The sequence below is a fragment of the Pseudomonas tensinigenes genome (assembly GCF_014268445.2).
GTDB lineage: Bacteria > Pseudomonadota > Gammaproteobacteria > Pseudomonadales > Pseudomonadaceae > Aquipseudomonas > Aquipseudomonas tensinigenes.
Map to the genome: position 1 here is coordinate 6007311 of NZ_CP077089.1, position 25036 is coordinate 6032346.

Below are 25036 nucleotides of genomic sequence, written 5' to 3' on the forward strand. Positions count from 1 at the left end.
CTATCTGACCTGATAACCGCGACTGCTCAGGCAATTGCCCTGAGCCTGCCGGTACGCCTGAACCACTTCGGGCGCCGGTTGATACGTCGCGGTGCGCGGATCGAAACCGCTTTGCTGCACGGCGTACTGATAGCACTGGTAACCGTCTTGCTGCACCTGCTCCGGCGACTGGCCGTTGGCCGGGTACGCTTCAACGTCATAGCCTTGAGACTGCGGTTGCGGCTGCTGCTGAACCGGCGGTTCGACCACGATGTAATCCTGCGTCGCTTCCTGATAGGCATAGTAGGAACCGGCGGCGAGGAACAGCAGCGAACCACCGATCCACACCTCACGGGCGTAATCCGGCAAATACTGGATGCGAATCCCGCGCGGCGGCTGCACGACGATGTAGCGCGGGCCTTGCGGACGATACCAGTATCCGCCGGAAAAGAAGTAATCCTGACCACGATACGGCACGCGGTAATCGCGATCCGGGAAGCGGTCGATCACATGTCCCGGTCGATACTGCGGACCCGGCCCCCAACCATTGCCATGCCCGTCCGGGCGCCCCGGCCAGCGATTGTCGTTGGGCCGATTGTTGGTCTGCCAATGCTGGTTGTTGTAGCCGTTCTGCGGGCGCTCGTCGCGGTAGTAACCCTGACGCGGTTCCTGGGTCTGGCGCACGGCGTCGGGCCGTGGCTGGATCGGCAGGCTGTTGGCCGGCAGTTGCGGCGGCGGTGGCGGTTGGCGCACCGGATTGGGATTGTAGGCCGGGCGATTCTGATCGCGGTTCTGCCACTGGCCATTGTTGTTGCCGTTGTGCTCGAACTGGCGGCTGTTGTCGCCACGAATGATCTCGTTGTTCTGCGGACGCGGTTGATTCTGTTGCGGCTGATTCTGCGATGGATTGTTCTGCGGGCGCGGCTGATTGTTGCCGCCACGGCCCTGATTGTTGCCCTGATGATCCTGGCCGTGGCCGCCGCCATCCGGGCCGCGATTCTGTGGTTCATCGGCAAGCGCTTGCACACTGACACTCACACACAGCAAACCAACACCAGCCAGACGCCAGATGCGCGAATTCATGCTTTTTCTCACTGCGGGGCCTGCAAATGTAAGAGGACTTGTCACTAAGACCGGGAATACACACACCGGGTTCTGCAACAGGTTATCAGTCGCGCAACTTATTTATTGAGCGCCCGACATGAAATCGCAGGCAAGAAAAAAGGGAGACCCGTCGGCCTCCCTTCTAGAGAACTTCGTCCTGGCTCGACGCTTTTGACGTCGGCTCACCTCACGCCGTCTTCTGGACAGTGTGCAGCTCGGGGGCCGGCACAACCCCGGTGGGGGTGGCGGCCGCGGCAGGCCGGATAGGGCGGGCCGCGTGGACTGTGTTACCGAGCAGTGATTCTGGTGATAAGAATAGGCCTGAGGCGGCGACAGAGGATTGCGAAGATTGCTGAAATAAACACCACTTGCGCAATTTTTAACCCTGGATAGATAATCTGCCGCAATAGTTACAACAAAGGACAGATTGATGAGCAAACTCGACCGTTACGACCTGAGCATTTTGGCGGAATTGCAGCGCGACGCCCGCATCTCCAACCAGGAGTTGGCCGAGCGCATCGGTCTGTCACCCTCCCCTTGCTCACGCCGGGTCAAGCAACTGGAAGACGACGGGTATATATCGCGTCAGGTGGCGTTGCTCGATCGCAAGATGCTCGGATTGAGCCTGACGGCGTATGTGCTGATCGGCATGGACCGGCATACACCGGAGCGTTTCGAGAATTTCGAAGCCGCGATTCGGACGTTGCCGCAGGTGCTGGAGTGCAGTCTGGTGACGGGCGTGGATGCCGATTACCAGTTGAAAGTGGTGGTGCCGGATATGGATCACTATCAGAAGCTGTTGCTGGGGCATTTGACGCGGATTGAAGGGGTGACCAGTGTTCGCTCGAGTTTTGTGCTGAATCAGGTGTTGAACAGCACGGAACTGCCGCTGACTCATTTGCGTAGCTGATCAAGGGCACCCTCACCCCAGCCCTCTCCCAGAGGGAGAGGGGGCCGACCGTGAGATGCTGAAAAAGTACGCCGACCTGAGCGTTCTGCTGTGAATCCATAATCGACTCGATTTTTCAGGTCGATGTATGACGCCAGACACCTCGGTCAGTCCCCTCGCCCTCCGGGAGAGGGTTAGGGTGAGGGCAACAGTTCCGGATCAGACCCAGATCAATGCCACCCCACACACCTTGACGTATACTCGCCGCGCCCTTTTAGCCCCATGCGCGCCGGAGAAACCCAATGGATCCAGCCTTATTAGAAGAGTGGATGATGACCGGTCTGGTCAGCATCCTGATCATTTTCATGGGTTTCATCGTCTGGGATCTGGCGAAGAAGTCCAAGGCCGGGCGCTTTGGCTCGTTCATTCTGTTCTTCGTGCTGGGCCTGGGCGTGGCCGCGTTCATCATCAAGAGTGTGGTAATCGGCCTGATCGAATCCGGCGCTCTATAAGCGCGCCGGCACTTCTTTCCACTGGCCCTGATCAAGGCCATCGATCGTCCAGTCACCAATCCTGACCCGCACCAGCCGCAACGTCGGCAGCCCGACCGCCGCCGTCATGCGCCGTACCTGACGGTTGCGCCCTTCGCGAATCACCAGCTCCAGCCATGACGTCGGTATGGTCGCGCGAAAACGCACCGGCGGATTGCGCGGCCACAACTCAGGTTCATCCAGTTGCCGCGCTTCGGCGGGCAAGGTCATGCCGTCGTTCAGCTCAACGCCGTCACGCAAGCGCTGCAACTGCTCGGCCGTCGGCACGCCTTCGACCTGCACCCAATAGGTCTTCGCCAGTTTGTGTTTCGGATCGGCGATGCGCGCCTGCAACTGCCCGTCGTTGGTCAGCAGCAACAAGCCTTCACTGTCACGATCGAGGCGTCCGGCCGGATAAATGCCGGGCACATCAATGTAATCCTTGAGTGTCGCCCGCCCCTCACCGTCGCTGAATTGCGTCAGTACATCGAACGGTTTATTGAACAGGATCAGTTTCGGATCGGCCGGTGGAGCCTTGGCAACACGGCGCGGAGAAGCAGACTGAGGCTTCTCCGCGCCAGGACGGCGGGAAGGTGGACGTGGAGGACGGGACATGGCGAAAAGAACATCTAACGGTCAGGGCTGCCAATGCTAGTAGCCTGACCGTTAAATGACCATCAACAAATCAGCGGAATGGCGGTTCGTCGAAGCTGCGCAGTTTGCGCGAGTGCAGCGAGTTGAGTTCGGTGCGCAGCAGATCCACCGCTTCGATGCCGATCTTCAAGTGCTGGCTGACCGCACGTTCGTAGAAGGCGTTGGCCGAACCCGGCAGTTTGATTTCGCTGTGCAGCGGTTTATCCGAGACGCACAGCAACGTACCGTACGGCACCCGCAAGCGATAACCCTGCGCGGCAATCGTGCCGCTTTCCATGTCCACCGCGACAGCACGGGACAGGTTGATCAACGGCCGTTCCTGCGCCCAACGCAATTCCCAGTTACGGTCGTCGTAGGTCAACACGGTACCGGTGCGCAGGCGTTTTTTCAGGTCGTCGCCCTTCTCGCCGGTGACATTCGCCGCAGCTTGCTGCAACGCCATTTGCACTTCGGCCAGCGCCGGGATCGGAATGTTCGGCGGCACCACACGGTCGAGAATGCCGTCGCGACGCATGTAAGCGTGGGCCAGCACGTAGTCGCCGATGGTCTGCGACTGACGCAGGCCACCGCAGTGACCGATCATCAGCCAGCAATGCGGACGCAGCACCGCCAAGTGGTCGGTGATGTTCTTGGCGTTGGACGGGCCGACGCCGATGTTCACCAGCGTGACGCCGTGGCCATCGCTGGCGATCAGGTGATAGGCCGGCATCTGGTAACGGTGCCAGACCACACCGGCAGCAATCGCCGACGCCTCGCCGTGATCCATGCCTTTCTCGATGATCACATTGCCCGGCAGCACCATGCGCACGAAACGCGGGTCGCTGCGCAATTGCTCCAGACCATGGACGATGAACTGGTCGACGTAGCGATGATAGTTGGTCAGCAGAATCCACGGCTGCACATGGCGCCAGTCGCTGCCGGTGTAATGCACCAGACGCCGCAGCGAGAAGTCCACACGGGCGGCGTCGAACAGCGCCAGCGGCAGCGGATCGGTGTTTTCCCAATCGTAGAGACCGTCGGCGATGCCATCGGTCGCTGCGGACAGGTCGGTACTCGGGAACACCCGCGCCAGCACGGCAGCGGTGACGCCGGAGCCGGCCAGTTCATCGCCCTGCTCGACCACATACGGATACGGAATGTTCTGCTGACTGACGCCGACTTCCACGGTCACCGTGAAGTCGTGCATCAATGGCGTCAGTTGTTCGAGCAAGTATTTTCGGAACGCCGCCGGGTGGGTAACGGTGACGCTGTAAGTGCCCGGCAGTTGCACCTTGGCGTAAGCGCGGGTGGTCTGCGGGACTTCGCCCTGGCAGTGATAGGTCAGACGCAGTTCGGGATAACGAAACAGAGCACGCTGCGCAGCGTCGGGTTCGACGCGATCCTTGAGGTAACGCTTGAGCGCCGAGTTCAGCGCAGTGGTGGCCCGCTCATGCAACTCGGCCAGACGATCCACGGCTTGTTCGGCGGTTTGAACGACAATAAACGCTTCGGTCACGATCAGCTTCCTGTGTTCTGACTTGCAGAGCTTCATCTTGCCTGCATCGTGGCGTCACGGGAACAGTGGCGTTGTGGGTGTACCCAAATCTTTAAATCAATGAAGATCCCCTGTGGGAGCGAGCCTGCTCGCGAATGCGGTGGGTCATTCAATAAAAATGTCGACTGATACACCGCTTTCGCGAGCAGGCTCGCTCCCACAAGGGAATTTTTGCTGGATTAGAAACCTTGCGGGGTTGAGCGGGCGACGAGGGACTCGATGTCGAGGCCGCGTGGCAAGGCGCCGTAGGCGCGGCCACCACCGCTCAGGCGGCTGGCAATAAAGGCATCGCTGACAGCTGAGTTCCCGGCCTCCAACAGGAGCTTGGCCTGCAAACCGAGCGCGATGTCTTCGGTCAGTTGCCGCGCACGGTACTGAATATCACTGGTGTCCTTGAACTGCGCCTGCAACTGCTGAATATGCGCGGCCAGACGCTTGTCACCATGTCCATCGCCCAGCTCACTGAACAACACGTCCAGCACACCCGGCTCTTTCGACAACGCGCGCAGCACGTCCAGGCACTGCACATTCCCCGAACCTTCCCACGTTGAGTTCACCGGCGCCTCGCGGTAAAGGCGCGGCAGAATGCTGTCCTCGACATACCCGGCGCCGCCCATGCATTCGGCCGCTTCGTTGATCATCCCCGGCGCGCGTTTGCAGATCCAATACTTGCCCACCGCCGTCACCAGCCGCGCAAATTGCGCTTCATGGCGATCATCCAGATGATCCAGCGCCTTGCCCATGCGCAAACTCAGGGCGAGCGCGGCTTCGCTTTCCAGGGCCAGATCGGCCAGCACGTTTTGCATCAATGGCTGTTCGCTGAGCAGTTTGCCGCCGACCTTGCGATGCGCGCAGTGATGGCTGGCCTGGGTCAGCGCCTGACGCATCAGTGAACTGGAACCGACCATGCAATCGAAGCGAGTCATCGCCACCATTTCGATAATGGTCGGCACACCGCGCCCTTCTTCCCCGACCATCCACGCCAGCGCGCCACGAAACTCCACTTCACTGGAAGCGTTGGACTGGTTGCCGAGTTTGTTTTTCAGGCGCTGGATGTAGAACTGATTGCGCGTGTCGTCCGGGCGATGGCGTGGCAGCAGGAAGCAGCTCAAACCCTTGTCGGTCTGCGCCAGCGTGAGAAACGCATCGCACATCGGCGCCGAGCAGAACCACTTGTGCCCGACCAGTTCATAGGCCTGACCCGGGCCGCTGGCGCCGACCGGATAGGCCTTGGTGGTGTTGGCGCGCACGTCGGTGCCGCCCTGTTTCTCGGTCATGGCCATGCCGATGGTCACGCCGGCCTTGTGCGCCATGCCGACGTTGCGCGGATCGTATTCGGTGGCGAGGACTTTCGGCAGCCATTGCTCAGCGATGTTCGGCTGCAAGCGCAGGGCCGGCACGCTGGCAAAGGTCATGGTCAACGGGCAACCGCTGCCGGCCTCGGCTTGGCTGTGCAAATAAGTCATCGAGGCGCGGGCGACATGGGCGCCGTCCTGTGGATGCGCCCACGGCAATGACGTCAGTCCGTGTTCGATCGCCGTGCGCATCAGCTCGTGATAAGCCGGGTGAAATTCCACCAGATCAATGCGATGGCCATAGCGGTCATGGCTGGCGAACGTTGGTTTGTTCTGATTGGCGAGGAACCCGGCTTCCATCAACGGACCACCGGCGAGCGCGCCGTAGGCATCGATCCGCGACTCCGCCCACCCGGCACCAAAGCGCTGCGACCATTCCTGCAGCGGCAGGTCGATGCGGTACAGGTTGGTGCCGTCCAGCGACGGTGGCTGGTTGGTGACCTGGTGGGTTTCGGCGAACTGATGCAGGTTCATGACGGGGCTCCTTGAATCAACCGGAGCGGTCAGTTAAGCACCGCCCCCAGACTGATCAAAGTGTCATAAACGCCGAATTGGCGGCGCTTTTACCCTATCAACAGGACAGCACCCGACGCTCCAGTGCGGATTGCAGTTCCTCGAATTTCACCGGTTTGTTCAGGTAATCGACCGGGGCTCCCGTGGCGCAAAGCTCTCGGTCCGCGGTCAGTGCGAGCATGAACACCGGCAGGTTGGCGCAGCCTGGCATGGCGTGAATCTGGCAGCACAAGGACGCGCCTTCAGGGGCGGGCATCTGACAATCGATCAGCACCGCATCGAAGGTTTCCCGCTGCAGGCAGTCCAGTGCCGCTGCGCCATTGTCAGCGGTGCGCACGCGGAAACCGAGCTTGAGCAACATGCCGCGCATCACCAATTGGTTGACGCTGTTGTCGTCCACCAGTAACACCGTGCAATCCTGCGGTGCGCGAACACAATCGTGCGAAGGCGCGGCTATTGGCGCAGATTCAACCACCGGCAATTCGAACTCGACGTCCAACTGGAAGCGGCTGCCGCTCCCAGGTTCCGAGCGATGGGTAAGCTTGCCGCCGAGCAGCTCAACCAACTGTCGGCAGATCGCCAGGCCGACGCCCAGTCCGCCGTATTCGCGGGTCATCGAACCGTCGAGCTGGAAGAAGCGTTGATACATCGTCGCCTCGCCCAGGTCGGTAAAACCGATGCCGGTGTCGATCACCGCAAACGACAGCGCCAGACGATTGCCCGTCGACGGCTTGCCCGTCACGCGCAGCGCCAACCCACCGACACGGGTGAACTTGATCGCATTGTCGAGCAGGCATTCCAAGCATTGCGCGAGCTTGGCGCTGTCGCCGTGCAGACGATCCGGCAGGGTTGGCAGCACATCGACCTTGAAGTCCAGCGACTTGCTCGCTGCATTGCCGTCGAACTGCACGCGCAACGCTTCGACCACGCCACGCAGGCTGAAACTGCCCGGCGCAGCCTTGAGCTTGCCGGCCTGCAATTCGGTAAGGGTGAGGATACCGTTGACCATGCGCATCATGTCCCGTGCGGACCCGGCAGCGGTTTGCTGATATTGCTCCAGCTCCGGATCCATTTCGACGGTTTGCATCAGTTCCAGCGAACCGATCACACCGTTCATTGGTGTACGCAGTTCGTGGGTCAAGGTCGCCAAAAACTCGTCTTTGAGCTTGTTGCTGTGGGCCAGTTGCTGGTTGAGCACTTCGAGTTTCTGCCCGGCGTCGTACAGCGTCTGCGCCTGTTGCTCGCGCATCGCGTTGATGCGGTCCGCCAGTGCCAGCGACAGCAGCGCCACCTCGATCGCCGAGCCGATCTGGCTGGCATACATCGTCAGGAACACGTTCGGCAGCAAGCCGAGCACCATCAGCGTGTTAACGATGCCGCCGAGCAGGAACGCCGACCAGGCGATGATGAAATAACGCGCCACGCGCAAGCCGCGCCACCAGGCCAGAATCCCTGCGGCGAAAATCACCACAGTGAAGGTCAGCGCCAGTATCGTCGCCAAGCGCAGCGACAGCGCGTAACTGGTCATCAGCGACAAACCAACCACCAGCGCGCCGAACGCGATCAGTGCAATCAGCAAGCGATCAAGCCAGCGGCTATGGTTTTTGGTCTGCAGGAAACTGCGGGCGAACTGACTGCCGAACAGCCCCGCACAGCCGATGAAAAATGGCGTGGCTGCGTTGGCCCACCAAGGATTATCCGGCCAGAAATACTCGACGGCAGCGCCATTCACCGACAACTGATAAAGGCCGAACGAGGCAATGTAGAAGATGTAATAGAGGTAACTGGTGTCGCGCACGCTGAGGTAGATGAACAGGTTGTAAACCACCATCCCCAGCAGCACGCCGTAAATGATGCCCAGCACATACAGGCGCACCGGTTGGTCTTCGAGATACGCGGTGCTCGACCACAACGTCACCGGTGCCTGGATCGAGCCTTCGCTCGCCAGTCGCAAGTACACGGTTTGCTGTTGGTCCGGTTTGAATGAAAGGCCGAACAAATAATTGTTCTGGCGGATCTCACGGCTGGCGAACGGCAAGGCATCACCGGTTTGCCGGACGAGGAGGTAGTCGCCAGCGGCATCGGGCATGTACAGGTCGAGATGGTCGAGCGGTGGATACGCCAGCTCCAGCAGCCAGGTACGCTGGGCAGAGGGATTGCTCGGACGGTAATGCAGGTCGATCTTCAGCCAGAACGCTGAGCGCGAGTAACCGGCATTGAGCGCGTCTTTATCGTGGGCTTTGAAATTGCCGGCGGCAGCCTGCGCGCGAACATCGGCAATGCTCGCCTGACCACTCGGGTCTTCGAACACTTGCAGCGACCGGCCCAGAGGCAGGCTCTGGGTGAATTCGTCGAATTCGACGGCGCTCGCCATAAGGGGCAAGCAGAACAGCAACATCAGCAGATAGCGCATTGAAGCCCCAGCGTGGCTCGTCCGGTTGTGTCAGGAAGCCCCCCATTCCCTTTGAGTAGACGTAAAACCGGTATTACCTGTTATTGGTTTGGATCCAGACTAGCATAGCCGTTGATGGCCATTGAGCACCATTGAAATTTTTCCTACAAAGGCTCTAGAACGGGCGTTCCAGAGCAAAGCAGCGAGCTAGAGCTGTTGAGTTGGTCAGCTTGTGACAGAGCGGTCGGATTCTCCTGCCAGGTTATCGGCCCGGGACAACGGCACTGAACCCGAAAATCAGCTTTGGTGGTAAGCTCGCGCACCATGAATATCTACAGCTCCCGCCCCGTTGTCCTCTGTCTCTCCGGCCACGACCCAAGTGGTGGCGCCGGCTTGCAGGCAGATATCGAAGCTCTGCTCGCGCAGGGTTGCCATGCGGCTCCGGCCGTCACCGCCCTGACCGTGCAAGACACCGTCAACGTCACTGACTTCCGCGTCCTCGACCGTGAGTGGGTGTTGGCTCAAGCCAATGCCGTGCTCAACGATTCCGAAGTCGCTGCGGTCAAACTGGGCATGCTCGGTTCGCTGGAAATGGTCGACACCGTTGTCGAACTGCTTTCCGCGCACCCGCACTTGCCAGTGGTCTGCGACCCGGTGCTGCGCGCCGGCGGCGGCGGACGCCTGGGCAAGGACGAGGTCGGCTATGCGATGCGTGAGCGTCTGCTGCCGCTATCGATCATTGCCACCCCCAACCTTCCTGAAGCGCGCATCCTCGCCGAATTGCCAGAAGGCACCGCCGACGAATGCGCTGAAAAACTCCTGCCGTTCGTCAAAAACCTGCTGATCACCGGCGGCCACGGCGACGAAACTGAAATCCACAACCGTGTGTACAGCCGCGACGGTCTGCGTGAAACCTTTATCTGCCAGCGTCTGCCGGGTAGCTATCACGGCTCTGGCTGCACCTTGGCCAGCGCCCTCGCCGGCCGACTGGCACAGGGCGAACATCTCGCCAGCGCCGTACGCAGTGCTCTGGATTACACTTGGCGCACCCTGCGCGATGCCGAACAACTGGGCAAAGGCCAGTTCGTCCCGCGTCGCCTGCCGCTGGATTTCTGCTCGTAACGTCGTGAGGTCTGCCCGATGAAACTACGTGGCCTGTATGCCATTACCGACAGCCAATTGCTGGCGGGCAAGTTTCTGTCTTACGTGGAGGCGGCGCTGGAAGGCGGCGTCACCCTGCTGCAATACCGCGACAAGAGCAGCGACGAAGCCCGCCGGCTGCGCGAGGCCGAAGCGTTGCGCGACTTGTGCGAGCGCTACAAGACGCAGCTGATCATCAACGATGATGCCGAACTGGCGGCGCGCCTTAACGTCGGCGTGCACCTCGGTCAGACCGACGGCCCGCTGTCACCGACCCGCGCGCTGCTCGGTTCCAAAGCCATCATCGGTTCGACCTGCCACGCGCAACTCGCGCTGGCCGAACAAGCCGCCAAAGAAGGCGCGAGTTATGTCGCCTTCGGCCGCTTCTTCAACTCCAACACCAAACCCGGCGCGCCGACCTGCAGCCTCGATCTGCTCGACCACGCCAAACGCACGCTGCACCTGCCGATCTGCGCGATTGGCGGCATCACCCTCGACAACGCCGCACCGTTGGTGGCCCATGGCGTCGACCTGCTGGCCGTAGTCCACGGTCTGTTTGGTGCCGAGAACACCGCCGAAGTGACCCGCCGCGCCCGCGCGTTCAATGAATTACTGAAAGTCTGATTTGAGAGCCCGATCATGTCTCGTTCCGAAACCCTGTTTGCCAATGCCCAGAAACACATTCCCGGTGGCGTGAACTCGCCCGTTCGTGCATTCAAGAGCGTTGGCGGCACGCCGTTGTTCTTCAAGCACGCTGAAGGCGCCTACGTCACTGACGAAGACGACAAGCGTTATGTCGATTACGTCGGCTCGTGGGGCCCGATGATCCTCGGCCACAGCCACCCGGACGTGCTCGACGCGGTGCGCAATCAACTGCAACACGGCTTGTCGTACGGCGCGCCGACCGCGATGGAAACCGAGATGGCCGATCTGGTCTGCTCGCTGGTGCCATCGATGGACATGGTGCGCATGGTCAGCTCCGGCACCGAAGCGACCATGAGCGCGATCCGTCTGGCCCGTGGTTACACCGGCCGCGACAGCATCATCAAGTTCGAAGGCTGCTACCACGGTCACTCCGACAGCCTGCTGGTCAAGGCCGGTTCCGGCGCACTGACCCAAGGCGTGCCAAGTTCGGCCGGCGTGCCGGCGGCATTCGCCAAACACACTCTGACCCTGCCCTTCAACGACATCGACGCTGTGGAAAAGATGCTCGCTGAAGTGGGTGAGGACGTGGCGTGCATTATTGTTGAGCCGGTGGCCGGCAACATGAACTGCGTGCCGCCAGCACCAGGTTTCCTCGAAGGTCTGCGTTCGCTGTGCGACAAGCATGGCGTGGTGCTGATTTTCGACGAAGTGATGACCGGTTTCCGCGTTGCCCTCGGCGGTGCTCAGGCGTACTACGGGGTCAATCCTGACCTGACCACCTTCGGCAAGATCATCGGCGGCGGCATGCCGGTTGGCTGCTTCGGCGGCAAGCGCGAAATCATGGAGCGCATCGCGCCGCTGGGTCCGGTGTATCAAGCTGGCACGCTTTCGGGTAACCCGCTGGCCATGGCCGCTGGTTTGACCACGCTGCGTTTGATCAGCCGTCCAGGCTTCCACGCTGAGCTGACCGATTACACCACGCGTTTGCTCGACGGTCTGCAACAGCGCGCCGATGCTGCCGGCATTCCATTCGTGACCACCCAGGCTGGCGGCATGTTCGGTTTGTACTTCAGCGGCGCCGATGACATCGTCACCTTTGAAGACGTGATGGCCAGCGACGCTGCGTTGTTCGGTCGCTTCTTCCACCTGATGCTGGAAGGTGGCGTGTACCTGGCACCGAGCGCCTTCGAAGCCGGCTTTACCTCGATCGCCCACGGCGAAGCCGAGTTGAAACTGACATTGGACGCTGCCGAGCGCGCCTTCGCTGCACTGAAGTAATCGCCGTACCGCTGACGTTGGCTATCGCCAGCGTCAGCATTCACCTACACCCACGCCGTTTTTCCGATGCTCCTGCTAAAAATCTCCCCTAAAGTGGGCGATATATTCCCCGCGCAGCAGAAAAACGAGTAAAGACTTTGTAAGGTTGGCCCTGCTTATTTCATAATGCGCGCTTATTGGATCCCTCGATGGGTCCGCGTGCCCTTCAGAGGTAAGTCGATTCCCATGAACCGCACCGGCCGCACCCTTGCCTTGGGCTGCCTGTTGCTCCTTCAGCCCCTGCTCGCGCATGCACAAGCAGGCGGCAACTCGTTGTTGATCCCGGCGATGGGTCGTTGCACCCTCAATACTCAGCCGCAAGACGTCACGCAGGCACTGGCCGCCTGCCAGAAAGCGGCGGACGAAGGGGATGCGCAAGCGCAATACGAGTTGGGTGAGTTCTACTACGACGGCAAGAATGCGCCGCGCGACCTCAATCAAGCCCTGAGCTATTTCGAAAAGGCCTCGCTGCAAGGCCACGCTCAGGCGCAGTTCAAGCTCGGCACGATGTTCTTCCACGGTGAAGGCGTGCAGGCCAACAACATTCAGGCGTATATCGTGCTGAAGATGGCCGCGGTCAACGGCGCTGAAGATGCGCTGGATACGGCTGACGAAGTTTCCGAAAAAATGTCCCGCGAAGATCTCGAAACCGCCACTCAGGTGCTCGGGCAAATTTTCCGTAAATACCTGATGGAATTGCAGAGTGCCGATGGGCGTACGCCTTTCTCGCCGCTTCCCTGATTTCTCTATAGATTTTTCTGGCCTCTTCGCGAGCAGGCTCGCTCCCACAGTAGATCTCCAGTGTTCAGAAGATCCCTGTGGGAGCGAGCCTGCTCGCGAATGAGGCGACTCGGTTTTAAGGCTTACTTCTCAGGCATCGGCATCGGGAACGGCATCACATTGCCGACCGCGCCACGGGCTTCGCTGATTTTCGGGGTGCCCAGACGCTCCACCTCGTCGATACGCACAATCGAATGCATCGGCACAAAGCTGCGCACCACGCCTTCGAACTGCGCCTTGAGCTTTTCTTCGCTCGGATCGACGACCACTTGCGTGCGCTCGCCAAAGACGAACTCTTCCACTTCCAGAAAACCCCACAGATCACTTTGATAGATCTGCTTGGCGTACATTTCGAACACCTGGCCCTGGTTGAGGAAAATCACCTTATAGATTGGAGCTTCGCGTTTGGTCATGGCGGGGGGATAACATCGGGGATAAAAATGAGGGCGCAAACTATAGCATAGCCACCGGACGCGCAGCGGTAGGAACCTGAGGGCTTGTTCCCTATAATGCGCGGTTCTTTGAATCACGTGATGACCCTAATCCATGGCCAAGAAGCTTTACATCGAAACCCACGGTTGCCAGATGAACGAGTACGACAGCTCGCGCATGGTCGATCTGCTGGGTGAACATCAGGCCCTGGAAGTCACCGCGCGTGCCGAAGACGCCGACGTGATTCTGCTCAACACCTGCTCGATCCGCGAACGCGCCCAGGATCGCGTGTATTCGCAACTCGGCCGCTGGCGCGAACTGAAACTGGCCAACCCGGAGATGGTAATCGCCGTTGGCGGTTGCGTGGCCAGCCAGGAAGGCGCGGCGATCCGCGATCGCGCGCCGTACGTCGACGTGGTCTTTGGCCCGCAGACCCTGCACCGCCTGCCGGAAATGATCGACGCCGCGCGCATCACCAAATTGCCGCAAGTCGACGTGTCGTTCCCGGAAATCGAAAAATTCGACCACTTGCCCGAGCCGCGCATCGATGGCCCGAGCGCCTATGTGTCGGTGATGGAAGGTTGCAGCAAGTACTGCACCTTCTGCGTGGTGCCTTACACCCGTGGCGAAGAAGTCAGCCGGCCGTTCGACGACGTCATCGCCGAAGTCATCCACCTCGCCGAAAACGGCGTACGTGAAGTGACGCTGCTCGGGCAGAACGTCAACGGCTATCGCGGTACGACCCACGACGGTCGCCTCGCCGATCTGGCCGAGCTGATCCGCGTTGTCGCCGCCATCGATGGCATCGACCGCATCCGCTACACCACTTCGCACCCGCTGGAGTTCTCCGACAGCCTGATCCAGGCCCACGCCGACGTGCCGGAACTGGTCAAGCACCTGCATTTGCCGGTGCAATCGGGCTCCGACCGGATTCTCGCGGCGATGAAGCGCAACCACACGGCGCTGGAGTACAAATCCAAGCTGCGCAAACTGCGCGCGGCGGTACCGGGGATCTGCATCAGTTCGGACTTCATCGTCGGTTTCCCGGGTGAAACCGAGAAAGACTTCGAACAGACCATGAAGCTGATTGCCGACGTCGGTTTCGACTTCTCTTATTCCTTCGTCTATAGCCAGCGCCCGGGCACCCCGGCTGCCGATCTGGCCGACGACACGCCGGAAGAGTTGAAGAAGGAACGCCTGAACGCACTGCAGCATCGTTTGAATCAGCAAGGCTTCGAGATCAGCCGACAAATGGTCGGTTCGGTCCAGCGCATTCTGGTGACGGATTATTCGAAGAAAGACCCGGGCGAACTGCAAGGGCGCACCGAGAATAATCGTATCGTCAACTTCCGCTGCGACAATCCAACCCTGATCGGTCAGTTTGCTGATGTGCACATCGACGCGGCGCAACCGCATTCGCTGCGTGGTTCGCTGATCCAATAATCAACACAGGGCACTGTGGGAGCGAGCCTGCTCGCGAAGGCGGCGACACATTCAACAACAATGTGTCTGGCACACCGCTTTCGCGAGCAGGCTCGCTTCCACAGGAACAGCGATGATTTAAGAGCTTTCGCACCCACGCCTCTGGCGTTATCCTTGATTTCATCTCAATTGCCCCAGGGCGGCTAAATACGACCTTGAACGCACCCATAGAACCACATCGTTTTATCCTCGAGCCCTTTGAGGCTCGCCGCTTCGCCAATCTGTGCGGGCAATTCGACGAGCATTTGCGCTTGATCGAACAGCGCCTGACCATCGAGATCCGCAACCGCGGAAACCAGTTCGAGCTGATCGGCGACCCCAAACACACCACGTCTGCGGAAAATCTGATTCGTCGCCTGTACCGGGAAACCAAAGGTTCAGAGCTGTCGCCAGATACGGTGCACCTGTTCCTGCAGGAATCGGCCGTGGTCGAGCTGGACAACCAGGCCCCCGCCGAAGCTTCCGTTGCCCTGCGCACCAAGAAAGGCATGATTCGCCCGCGTGGCTTGAATCAGCTGCGCTACGTCAAGGAAGTCCTCGGCAACGACATCAACTTCGGCATCGGTCCGGCCGGTACCGGCAAGACCTACCTGGCCGTGGCCTGCGCTGTCGATGCCCTGGAACGTGAGCAGATTCGTCGCATCCTGCTGGTGCGTCCTGCGGTTGAAGCGGGCGAAAAACTCGGCTTCCTGCCCGGCGACCTGTCGCAGAAGATCGACCCGTACCTGCGCCCGCTCTACGACGCGCTTTACGAGATGCTCGGCTTCGAATACGTGGCCAAACTGATCGAACGTCAGGTCATCGAAGTTGCGCCGCTGGCCTACATGCGTGGCCGTACGCTGAACAACAGTTTCATCATCCTCGACGAAAGCCAGAACACCACCGTCGAACAGATGAAGATGTTCCTCACCCGGATCGGTTTCGGCTCTACAGCAGTCATCACCGGTGACATCACCCAGGTCGACCTGCCGCGCGGCACCAAGTCCGGCCTGCACCACGTGATCGAAGTGCTCAAAGACGTGCCGGGTATCAGCTTCACCCACTTCCAGCCTAAAGACGTCGTGCGCCATCCTTTGGTCCAGCGGATCGTCGAAGCCTACGAGCGCTTCGAAAACCGTGACGAAGTACCCAAGGACACCTCGCGAAATGCTTGAGCTAGACCTGCAAATCGCGACTGACGCGAACGCGCCGAGTGAAGCCGACTTCCGCCTGTGGTGTGAACTGGCCCTGCGCCAACGCACCGCCGACTCGGAAATGACCATTCGTCTGGTCGACGAGGAAGAAGGCCGCGAACTTAATCACACCTGGCGCCACAAGGATTACGCGACCAACGTCCTGTCGTTCCCGGCCGAAGTACCCGACGAGTTTCTCGACATCCCATTGCTCGGCGATCTGGTGATCTGCGTGGCGGTGGTTGAGCGCGAAGCTGCCGAACAAGGCAAGGAACTAAAGGCCCACTGGGCACATCTGGTCATTCACGGCTGCTTGCATCTGCTCGGTTACGACCATATAGATGACGAAGAAGCCGAAGAAATGGAAGCACTGGAACGCGAGTTGCTTGCCGAACTGGGCTATCCCGATCCGTACGCGGACGACGAACCCGAAACATCCCCTATCGTTACAACAAAGGATTCAGAGTAATCGCTATGAGCGAAGATCGATCGAGCAACGGGCAGAAGTCATGGCTGGGTAAACTGACCCAGGCTTTTGCCCACGAGCCGAAGAACCGTCAGGAGCTCCTCGAGCTGCTGCGTGATGCACATCAGAACAAACTGCTGGACAGCGAAGCGCTGGCCATCGTCGAAGGCGCCATTCAGGTGGCTGACCTGCAAGTACGCGACATCATGGTGCCGCGCTCGCAGATGATCAGCATCAAGGCGACCCAGACACCGCGTGAATTCCTCCCGGCCGTGGTCGACTCGGCCCACTCGCGCTATCCGGTCATTGGTGAAAGCCATGATGACGTGATGGGCGTGCTGCTGGCCAAGGACCTGCTGCCGTTGATCCTCAAGGAAAACGGCGACAGCTTCAACATCAAGGACCTGCTACGCCCGGCCACCTTCGTGCCGGAGTCCAAGCGTCTGAACGTGTTGCTGCGTGAATTCCGCGCCAACCACAATCACATGGCCATCGTCATCGACGAATACGGCGGTGTGGCCGGTCTGGTGACCATCGAAGACGTGCTGGAGCAGATCGTCGGCGACATCGAAGACGAGCACGACGTCGAAGAAGACAGCTACATCAAGCCGCTGCCCAGTGGCGACTTCCTGATCAAGGCGCTGACGCCGATCGAGAACTTCAACGAGTTCTTCGACAGCGAATTCTCTGATGACGAGTTCGACACCGTCGGTGGTCTGGTGATGAGCGCGTTCGGGCACTTGCCAAAACGCAACGAAATCACTGAAATCGGCGCCTATCGTTTCCGCATCCTGAACGCCGACAGCCGTCGGATTCACTTGCTGCGACTGACCCCTATCGCCCGGTAATACCTCTAAGGATTGAAATGCGCTGGACAACCCGCCCCGGCTGGCCCGGTAACCTGCTGGCCGTGGCGGCCGGTGCAATCACTACCTTCGCTCTGGCGCCGTTCAACATCTGGCCGCTGGCTTTGCTGGCGGTCGGCCTGTTTTATGCCGGCTTGCGCGAGCTGAGCCCGCGTCAGGCGCTGGGCCGTGGCTGGTGTTTCGGTTTCGGCCTGTTCGGCGCCGGCACCAGTTGGATCTATTACAGCATTCACCACTTCGGTGGCGCTTCGGTGCTGCTGGCCGGGTTCCTGATGCTGCTGTTTACCGCCGCGATTGCCTGGTTCTTCGCCCTGCCGGCCTGGATTTGGGCGCGCTGGTTGCGCCGCAATGAAGCGCCGCTGGCCGATGCTTTGGCGTTTGCCGCGCTGTGGGTCGCTCAGGAAATGTTTCGCGGCTGGTTTCTCACCGGTTTCCCGTGGCTGTACTCAGGTTACAGCCAACTCGATGGCCCGCTGGCCGGGCTCGCGCCGGTCGGCGGCATGTGGCTGGTGTCGTTCACTCTGGCGCTGACCGCGGCGCTGATCTACAACGCTCCGCGGTTGCTGCAGACCGGACGCAAAGGTTTTGCGGTGGCGGGTTTGGTACTGCTGATCGGGCCGTGGGCAGCGGGCATTGCGCTCAAGGGCCACGCCTGGACCAGTCCGTCGGGCGCGCCACTGAGCGTTGCTGCAATTCAGGGCAACGTCGCGCAAAGCATGAAATGGGATCCGGCCGAACTCAACGCGCAGCTGGCCCTGTACCGCGATCTGAGTTTTCGCTCAAAACCAGTGGATCTGCTGATCTGGCCGGAAACCGCCGTGCCAGTATTGAAAGAGTCCGCCGAGGGCTACCTGAGCATGATGGGCAGCTTCGCCGCCGAGCGTAAATCAGCGCTGATCACCGGCGTGCCGATTCGCGAAATGGTCCGTCATGAAAGACGCTTCTTCAACGGTATCACCGTGGTGGGCGAAGGCGATGGTACTTACCTCAAGCAAAAACTGGTGCCATTCGGTGAATACGTGCCACTGCAGGACATCCTGCGTGGCTTGATCGCATTCTTCGATCTGCCGATGTCCGACTTTGCCCGCGGCCCAGCCGATCAGGCGCTGTTGCAGGCCAAGGGTTATCAGGTTGCGCCGTTCATCTGCTATGAAGTGGTGTACCCGGACTTCGCCGCAGGCCTGTCGGCACGCAGCGATCTGTTGCTGACGATCAGCAACGACACCTGGTTCGGCACCTCGATCGGCCCGCTGCAACATTTGCAAATGGCGCAGATGCGTGCGCTGGAAGCGGGCCGCTGGATGATACGCGCGACCAACAACGGTGTGACCGGGTTGATCAACCCCTTCGGGCAGATCACCGAGCAGATTCCGCAGTTTGAACAGGGCATTCTGTACGGCGAAGTGGTGCCGATGCACAACCTGACGCCGTATCTGCAATGGCGTTCGTGGCCGCTGATCATCCTGTGCGTGTTGTTGTTTGGCTGGGCACTGATGGCCAGCCGGATGTCGAAAACCCTTTAAAGCAAAAGATCGCAGCCTGCGGCAGCTCCTACAGGGAAAACGCAAATCCCAATGTAGGAGCTGCCGCAGGCTGCGATCTTTTGATCTTCAGCGGTAAAACAACGAATACCCCACCTGCCCCACCGCCTCATTCAGCAACTGCCCGCTCTGCCAGATCGACTTGAACTCCGGCAACCAGCCACCAAACGGCCGCGCATTATCAGTGCCCAGAAAGCCTACAGGCGCCGGCACCACTTCAAACCCTGCCTGCTGAAAACTCCACACCGAGCGCGGCATGTGCCAGGCCTGAGTGACGACAACCACGCGCTTGATCCCCTGCGGCAACAAGATATCAGCCGTGAACCTAGCGTTTTCCCACGTCGTACGGCTTTCACCTTCCTGCCAACGCACTGTCACGCCAAAATCGTCGCGCAATGAGTCCGCCATCAACTTCGCCTCAGTCGGCGGCGTACCGTAATGCAGGCCTCCCGTGGTCAGAATCGGCAAGCCGGAAGCTTTGGCCAGCCGCGCCGCATATCGCTGACGCTCAAGACCCACGCCGGTCGGCTGATCCTCGCCCCACGCCAGATCACCGCGCTCGCGACCGGAACCCAGCACCACAATCGCATCAGCTCGCTGTGCCAACGTCGCCCACTCTTCACGGGCCAATGGCGGTTCGCGCTCCAGCGCTTTGGCACCCCACTGCACAACCACCGGCAGGCTCATCAGCCACATTCCGCCAAAGCCGATCGCGAAGCACACGCCAGCCAGGCGTGGCCGAGAGCGACGCAGCCACCACGCGACCAGCAACAGCAGCAAAAGAATGCCGGGCGGCAAAAGAAGTTGTTTGATGAAATAACGAATGGGCATCGGGCATCTCCAAAGATGCCCGAAGCCTAAGAGTGTTAATAATGCGTTACAACCGATAGGTGGGATCCTGTTGAAAAAGATCCGGTTCTTGACCTGCCATGCGCTTACTTGGCCTGCAAAGCCCGTACCTTGACGGTATCTCTGCCGGGCGCCCTGTCCTTGAGCCAGATGACCTTGGCCGAATGTGCTGCATCGAGCTGCTTCACTGCCTGCGACAAGCATCCATGCGTTTCACGTTCACTACGATCCAGATAGGCCTTGACCAGTTTGAACTCGGCGGGGCTCAAGCCACGCAATTCCAGTTCCAGGGGGCGCTCGTCGCGCAGCCGGTCAGCGGTTTTGGCAGCATCCAGGGCCATGCCCAGACGGTTCATCAACCGCTCGTACAACTCAGGTTTCGTGACGTTTTTCTGCCGTTGCTCCACCATCCCTCACCTCATTGAAGATAAGACTCACTCCCCAGTTAGAGCTTAGCTTCGCTGCACAAACCGGCTGCACGCCGCGACCAACGGCCCTCGTCATGAATTCGCCGCACCAAACAGCTGTAATCAGGGTTTCCCTAGGCCAAGCGCGGTCATGTATGCTACGGCGCTTCCTGTAATTCCACTTCCAGCTCGTCCGGGCCATCCCGAATGCCGCGTTGAAGAGGATTAGGCCACCCCTATCCAGTACAAAAGTAGCCATGCACGAACAATATCAGCCCCGTGAAATCGAAGCCGCCGCCCAGTCGTTCTGGGACGAGCAAAAGTCCTTTGAAGTCAGTGAACAGCCAGGCAAGGAGACTTACTACTGCCTGTCGATGTTCCCTTACCCCAGCGGCAAGCTACACATGGGGCACGTGCGCAACTACACCATCGGCGACGTGATTTCCCGTTATCAGCGCATGCAAGGCAAGAATGTTCTGCAACCGATGGGGTGGGACGCTTTCGGCATGCCGGCGGAAAACGCCGCGATGAAAAACAACGTCGCACCGGCCAAGTGGACCTACGAAAACATCGCCTACATGAAAACCCAGCTGCGCAGCTTGGGTCTGGCGGTCGACTGGTCGCGCGAAGTCACCACCTGCAAGCCTGATTACTACCGCTGGGAACAATGGCTGTTCACTCGCCTGTTCGAAAAAGGTGTGATCTACCGCAAAAACGGCACCGTGAACTGGGACCCGATCGACCAGACCGTTCTGGCCAACGAACAGGTGATCGACGGTCGCGGCTGGCGTTCCGGCGCGCTGATCGAAAAGCGCGAAATCCCGATGTACTACTTCAAGATCACCGCTTATGCGGATGAGCTGCTGGAGAGCCTCGACGAGCTGACCGGCTGGCCTGAACAGGTCAAGACCATGCAGCGCAACTGGATCGGCAAATCCCGCGGCATGGAAGTACAGTTCCCGTACAACGTCGACTCGATCGGCGAAGCCGGCACTCTGAAAGTCTTCACCACCCGTCCGGACACCCTGATGGGCGCGACCTATGTCGCCGTGGCTGCCGAGCACCCACTGGCCACCTTGGCCGCAAAAAACAACACCGAGCTGCAAGCGTTCATCGCTGAATGCAAGGGCGGCAGCGTGGCTGAGGCCGACGTCGCCACGCAGGAAAAGAAAGGTCTGCCGACCGGCCTGTTCGTCGAGCACCCGCTGACCGGTGAAAAACTGCCGGTGTGGGTCGCCAACTATGTGCTGATGCACTACGGCGACGGCGCTGTGATGGCGGTACCGGCGCACGACGAGCGCGATTTCGAATTCGCCCACAAGTACAACCTGCCGGTCAAATCGGTGGTGCGTACCAGCTCCGGCGACAGCAACCCTGCTCCGTGGCAAGACGCCTACGGCGAGCACGGCACGCTGATCAACTCCGGCGAGTTCGACGGTCTCGACTTCGCCGGCGCGTTCGACGCCATGGAAGTTGCGCTGATCAAGAAAGAACTGGGCGCCTCGCGTACCCAGTTCCGCCTGCGCGACTGGGGCATCAGCCGTCAGCGCTACTGGGGCTGCCCGATCCCGATCATCCATTGCGATACTTGCGGTGACGTGCCGGTGCCGGAAGATCAATTGCCTGTCGTCCTGCCGGAAGACGTGGTGCCGGACGGCGCCGGTTCGCCGCTGGCGCGCATGCCTGAGTTCTACGAGTGCGCTTGCCCGAAATGCGGCCAGCCTGCCAAGCGTGAAACCGACACCATGGACACTTTCGTCGAGTCGTCGTGGTATTACGCCCGTTATGCCTCGCCGCACTTTGAAGGTGGCCTGGTCGAGAAATCCGCGGCTGACCACTGGCTGCCGGTGGATCAGTACATCGGCGGTATCGAACATGCGATTCTTCACCTGCTCTACGCGCGCTTCTTCCACAAGCTGATGCGCGACGAAGGCCTGGTGAGCTCCAACGAGCCATTCAAGAACCTGCTGACCCAAGGCATGGTAATCGCCGAGACTTACTACCGTCGCGAAGCCAATGGTGCTTACACCTGGTTCAACCCGGCGGACGTAGAACTTGAGCGTGACAGCAAAGCCAAGGTCATCAGCGCCAAGCTGAAATCCGACGGCCTGCCGGTGGAAATCGGTGGCACCGAGAAGATGGCCAAGTCGAAGAACAACGGCGTTGACCCACAGTCGATGATCGATCAGTTCGGCGCCGATACTTGCCGCCTGTTCATGATGTTTGCCTCGCCGCCAGACATGAGCGCCGAATGGTCGGACTCCGGCGTTGAAGGCTCGCACCGTTTCCTCAAGCGCGTCTGGCGTCTGGCGCAAGCCCATGTTAGCCAGGGTCTGCCGGGCAAACTCGACATCGCCAGCCTGAACGACGAGCAGAAAGCCGTGCGCCGTTCGATCCACGTGGCCATCAAGCAAGCCAGCCACGACGTCGGCCAGAACCACAAATTCAACACCGCCATCGCTCAGGTGATGACGCTGATGAACGTGCTGGAAAAGGCCGCACAAGGCACCGAACAGGATCGCGCACTGGTTCACGAAGGCCTGGAAGCTGTGACCTTGCTGCTCGCGCCAATCACGCCGCACATCAGCCACGAGCTGTGGAATCAACTGGGTCACAGCGATCCGGTGATCGACGCTGGCTGGCCTGTGGTCGACGAATCTGCGCTTGTACAAGACAGCCTGACCCTGGTCATCCAGGTCAACGGCAAACTGCGCGGGCAGATCGAGATGCCGGCGACCGCAACGCGTGAAGAAGTCGAAGCGGCTGCTCGCATCAACGAGAACGTGCTGCGCTTTGTCGACGGCCTGACTATTCGTAAAGTGATCGTTGTGCCGGGGAAACTGGTCAACATCGTCGCCAGCTAATTGGATCGGGCGTCAGGTTCGCCTGGCGCCAAGTAAAACCTTTCGGGCCGTACAGTCGGCCCACGTGGTTTCAAGGGGAGCAACACAATGATCAAACGCAATCTGCTGGTGATGGGCCTCGCCGTCCTTCTGAGCGCCTGTGGTTTCCAGCTGCGCGGTACTGGCACTACCGAACTCACCATCAAGGAGCTCGACCTGAGCGCTCGTAACGCCTACGGCGAGACGGTCACTCAACTGCGTCAGGTGCTTGAGTCCAGCGGCGTCAAGGTTTACAGCGGTGCACCGTACAAGCTGTTCCTGGCTGACGAGCAGGAAAACCAGCGCATCCTCAGCTACGCCGGTGCAGGTCGTACGGGCGAGTATCAGGTCACTACCGTCCTGAGCTACGACATCCGTGGCGAAAAAAACCTTTCGCTGCTGAGCGACAAGCTTGAAGTGCAGAAAGTGTTTATCCACGACGGTAACAACCTCGTCGGCTCCGACCAGGAAGCCAGCGACGCCCGTCGCGATATCCGTCGCGAGCTGGTTCAGCGCATGATGCTGCGCCTGCAACAGCTGACCCCAGGTCAACTGGAGCAACTGCAGCAAGCTGCCAACAACCGCGCCAAGGCTGAAGCTGACGCGCTCGAAGCGGCGCAAAAGGCTGAAGCGGAAACACCGCGCCAGTCGCCGCTCGAAATCCCGCAGCAGTAAGACGTTCGGGGCGCTCACGCGCCCCGTTCGACCTTTCTTATGAAGCTCGCTCCCGCCCAACTCGGCAAACATCTGCAAGGCGCCCTTGCGCCGGTCTACATCATCAGTGGCGATGACCCGCTGCTGTGCCAGGAAGCCGCCGACGCCATCCGCAGTGCTGCGCGTCAGCAAGGTTTCGACGAGCGCCAGGTGTTCGCTGCCGATGCCAGTTTCGATTGGGGTACGTTGTTGCAGGCCGGCGCCAGCATGTCGCTGTTCGCACAAAAACGCCTTTTGGAACTGCGCCTGCCTTCGGGCAAACCGGGTGACAAAGGTGCGGCGGCGCTTATCGAATACTGCTCGCGTCCCGCCGAAGACACGGTACTGCTGATCAGCCTGCCCAAGCTCGATGGCAGTGCGCAGAAGACCAAGTGGGGCAAGGCCCTGGTTGAAGGCCAGCAGACCCAGTTCATCCAGATCTGGCCGGTCGATGCCAATCAACTGCCGAGCTGGATTCGTCAGCGTCTGTCGCAGGCCGGGTTATCGGCCAGCCAGGACGCCGTCGAATTGATTGCCGCACGCGTCGAGGGCAACCTGCTCGCCGCCGCGCAGGAAATCGAAAAGCTCAAGCTGATGGCTGAAGGCGGTCAGATCACCGTCGAAACCGTGCAGGCTGCAGTGGCCGATAGTGCACGGTTCGACGTGTTCGGCTTGACCGATGCCGTGCTCAACGGCGAACCGGCTCACGCCTTGCGCATGCTCGAAGGGCTGCGCGGCGAAGGTGTCGAACCGCCGGTGATTCTCTGGGCACTGGCGCGAGAGCTGCGGTTGCTGGCCAACATCTCGTTGCAATACAGCCAGGGCACGCCGTTGGACAAGTGTTTCAGCCAGGCAAAACCGCCAGTCTGGGACAAGCGCAAACCACTGATGAGCAAAGCCCTGCAACGCTACTCGGCGCAACGCTGGGCGCAGTTGTTGCTCGAAGCACAGCGGATCGATGCGCAGATCAAGGGCCAAGCCGCCGGTTCGCCGTGGATGAGCCTGAGTCGTCTGGCTCTATTGATGGCTGGCCAGCGTCTTTCACTGCCTGCCGAATAAGATCAAAAGATCGCAGCCTTCGACAGCTCCTACACCAATCCCTGTAGGAGCTGCGGCACGCTGCGATCTTTTGATCTTGTTTCCTACAATGCACGCCTGCATTTGCACTATAGACAGACGCCCGACATCGGCAGATTATTTGCCGCGCAAAACCCACTCACTCGAGAGAACCCTCATGAGCAAAAAGCCATCGAAACATGGCCCGAACAAGGCCAAATCCATCGTCGCCCAGCCCCTGTTCCGCAGTCGCCAGGAACGACCAACCAAGGGTAAAGGCAGCTACCGCCGCGAAGCCTTCAAGTCTGACAGCTGGGAGGCTTCTTACTTTCTGGCTGCTTGAAGCGCAGTACCCCCC

Annotated in this window: 23 protein-coding genes; 15 read left to right on the plus strand and 8 right to left on the minus strand. The window is 60.1% G+C overall.

Annotated features, from left to right (window positions below; all coding sequences use genetic code 11):
- Entirely contained in the window at nt 1-1062 is a 1062-nt protein-coding gene (locus HU718_RS26670) for a DUF6515 family protein (RefSeq protein ID WP_150706841.1), read from the minus strand.
- A 451-nt stretch (nt 1063-1513) separates the two neighbouring features.
- On the opposite strand from HU718_RS26670, the gene HU718_RS26675 reads away from it, so the two are divergent.
- Nucleotides 1514-1993: an Lrp/AsnC family transcriptional regulator gene (locus HU718_RS26675; protein WP_007909658.1), complete on the plus strand. Its 480-nt coding sequence runs from the start codon at nt 1514-1516 to the stop codon at nt 1991-1993.
- Between the two features lie 281 nt (nt 1994-2274).
- The gene (locus HU718_RS26680) at nt 2275-2484 is read left to right on the plus strand and encodes a DUF2788 domain-containing protein (protein ID WP_007909655.1); all 210 of its coding nucleotides are present in this window, start codon (nt 2275-2277) and stop codon (nt 2482-2484) included.
- On the opposite strand, the gene HU718_RS26685 is transcribed toward HU718_RS26680, so the two are convergent.
- From HU718_RS26685 to HU718_RS26700, 4 genes are all read right to left on the minus strand, one after another.
- Nucleotides 2479-3117, minus strand: a complete 639-nt coding sequence (locus tag HU718_RS26685) for a pseudouridine synthase (protein WP_225936826.1) — start codon at nt 3115-3117, stop codon at nt 2479-2481. The two genes, HU718_RS26680 and HU718_RS26685, sit on opposite strands and share 6 nt — an antisense overlap.
- 70 nt (nt 3118-3187) lie before the next feature.
- The gene (gene amn / locus HU718_RS26690) at nt 3188-4687 is read right to left on the minus strand and encodes an AMP nucleosidase (RefSeq protein WP_161806656.1); all 1500 of its coding nucleotides are present in this window, start codon (nt 4685-4687) and stop codon (nt 3188-3190) included.
- 182 nt (nt 4688-4869) lie between these two features.
- Nucleotides 4870-6519, minus strand: coding sequence for an acyl-CoA dehydrogenase family protein (locus HU718_RS26695; protein WP_186614080.1), 1650 nt, complete (start codon nt 6517-6519; stop codon nt 4870-4872).
- 97 nt (nt 6520-6616) lie between these two features.
- On the minus strand, nt 6617-8971 hold the full coding sequence (locus tag HU718_RS26700; RefSeq protein WP_186614082.1) for a hybrid sensor histidine kinase/response regulator: 2355 nt from the start codon (nt 8969-8971) through the stop codon (nt 6617-6619).
- Between the two features lie 303 nt (nt 8972-9274).
- On the opposite strand from HU718_RS26700, the gene HU718_RS26705 reads away from it, so the two are divergent.
- From HU718_RS26705 to HU718_RS26720, 4 genes are all read left to right on the plus strand, one after another.
- Nucleotides 9275-10072, plus strand: coding sequence for a hydroxymethylpyrimidine/phosphomethylpyrimidine kinase (locus HU718_RS26705; RefSeq protein ID WP_007909650.1), 798 nt, complete (start codon nt 9275-9277; stop codon nt 10070-10072).
- A gap of 18 nt (nt 10073-10090) precedes the next feature.
- A complete protein-coding gene (thiE, locus tag HU718_RS26710; protein ID WP_186614084.1) occupies nt 10091-10714 on the plus strand; it encodes a thiamine phosphate synthase in 624 nt (207 codons plus the stop codon).
- A gap of 15 nt (nt 10715-10729) precedes the next feature.
- A complete protein-coding gene (gene hemL, locus HU718_RS26715) occupies nt 10730-12013 on the plus strand; it encodes a glutamate-1-semialdehyde 2,1-aminomutase (protein ID WP_038361864.1) in 1284 nt (427 codons plus the stop codon).
- Between the two features lie 225 nt (nt 12014-12238).
- Nucleotides 12239-12793, plus strand: a complete 555-nt coding sequence (locus tag HU718_RS26720; RefSeq protein WP_003228518.1) for a tetratricopeptide repeat protein — start codon at nt 12239-12241, stop codon at nt 12791-12793.
- Between the two features lie 122 nt (nt 12794-12915).
- On the opposite strand, the gene HU718_RS26725 is transcribed toward HU718_RS26720, so the two are convergent.
- Entirely contained in the window at nt 12916-13245 is a 330-nt protein-coding gene (locus HU718_RS26725) for a DUF1820 family protein (RefSeq protein WP_003185742.1), read from the minus strand.
- 133 nt (nt 13246-13378) lie between these two features.
- Between HU718_RS26725 and miaB the strand changes: the two genes are divergently transcribed.
- From miaB to lnt, 5 genes are all read left to right on the plus strand, one after another.
- Nucleotides 13379-14707: a tRNA (N6-isopentenyl adenosine(37)-C2)-methylthiotransferase MiaB gene (miaB, locus tag HU718_RS26730; RefSeq protein ID WP_095122051.1), complete on the plus strand. Its 1329-nt coding sequence runs from the start codon at nt 13379-13381 to the stop codon at nt 14705-14707.
- Between the two features lie 194 nt (nt 14708-14901).
- The gene (locus HU718_RS26735; protein WP_186614086.1) at nt 14902-15900 is read left to right on the plus strand and encodes a PhoH family protein; all 999 of its coding nucleotides are present in this window, start codon (nt 14902-14904) and stop codon (nt 15898-15900) included.
- Complete coding sequence (gene ybeY / locus HU718_RS26740) at nt 15893-16387, plus strand: rRNA maturation RNase YbeY (RefSeq protein ID WP_095122053.1); 495 nt, start codon at nt 15893-15895, stop codon at nt 16385-16387. The genes HU718_RS26735 and ybeY overlap by 8 nt, the downstream gene beginning before the upstream one ends.
- A 5-nt stretch (nt 16388-16392) precedes the next feature.
- Nucleotides 16393-17232 carry a CorC family transporter gene (locus HU718_RS26745; protein WP_007909641.1) on the plus strand — a complete coding sequence of 280 codons (840 nt, stop codon included), beginning with the start codon at nt 16393-16395 and terminating at the stop codon, nt 17230-17232.
- Between the two features lie 17 nt (nt 17233-17249).
- Entirely contained in the window at nt 17250-18773 is a 1524-nt protein-coding gene (lnt, locus tag HU718_RS26750; RefSeq protein WP_110720312.1) for an apolipoprotein N-acyltransferase, read from the plus strand.
- Nucleotides 18774-18860: 87 nt separating this feature from the next.
- On the opposite strand, the gene HU718_RS26755 is transcribed toward lnt, so the two are convergent.
- Together HU718_RS26755 and HU718_RS26760 are read right to left on the minus strand one after the other, a co-directional pair.
- Nucleotides 18861-19622, minus strand: a complete 762-nt coding sequence (locus HU718_RS26755; protein WP_186614088.1) for a YdcF family protein — start codon at nt 19620-19622, stop codon at nt 18861-18863.
- 104 nt (nt 19623-19726) lie between these two features.
- Complete coding sequence (locus tag HU718_RS26760) at nt 19727-20050, minus strand: hypothetical protein (RefSeq protein WP_186614090.1); 324 nt, start codon at nt 20048-20050, stop codon at nt 19727-19729.
- A 254-nt stretch (nt 20051-20304) separates the two neighbouring features.
- Between HU718_RS26760 and leuS the strand changes: the two genes are divergently transcribed.
- The 4 genes from leuS (at nt 20305) to arfA (ending at nt 25021) form a co-directional block, all read left to right on the plus strand.
- A complete protein-coding gene (leuS, locus tag HU718_RS26765) occupies nt 20305-22911 on the plus strand; it encodes a leucine--tRNA ligase (RefSeq protein WP_186614092.1) in 2607 nt (868 codons plus the stop codon).
- A gap of 87 nt (nt 22912-22998) precedes the next feature.
- On the plus strand, nt 22999-23604 hold the full coding sequence (locus HU718_RS26770; RefSeq protein ID WP_102899896.1) for an LPS-assembly lipoprotein LptE: 606 nt from the start codon (nt 22999-23001) through the stop codon (nt 23602-23604).
- A 39-nt stretch (nt 23605-23643) separates the two neighbouring features.
- Complete coding sequence (holA, locus tag HU718_RS26775) at nt 23644-24681, plus strand: DNA polymerase III subunit delta (protein WP_102899895.1); 1038 nt, start codon at nt 23644-23646, stop codon at nt 24679-24681.
- A gap of 175 nt (nt 24682-24856) precedes the next feature.
- A complete protein-coding gene (gene arfA, locus HU718_RS26780) occupies nt 24857-25021 on the plus strand; it encodes an alternative ribosome rescue factor ArfA (protein ID WP_186614094.1) in 165 nt (54 codons plus the stop codon).
- Nucleotides 25022-25036: the final 15 nt, after the last annotated feature.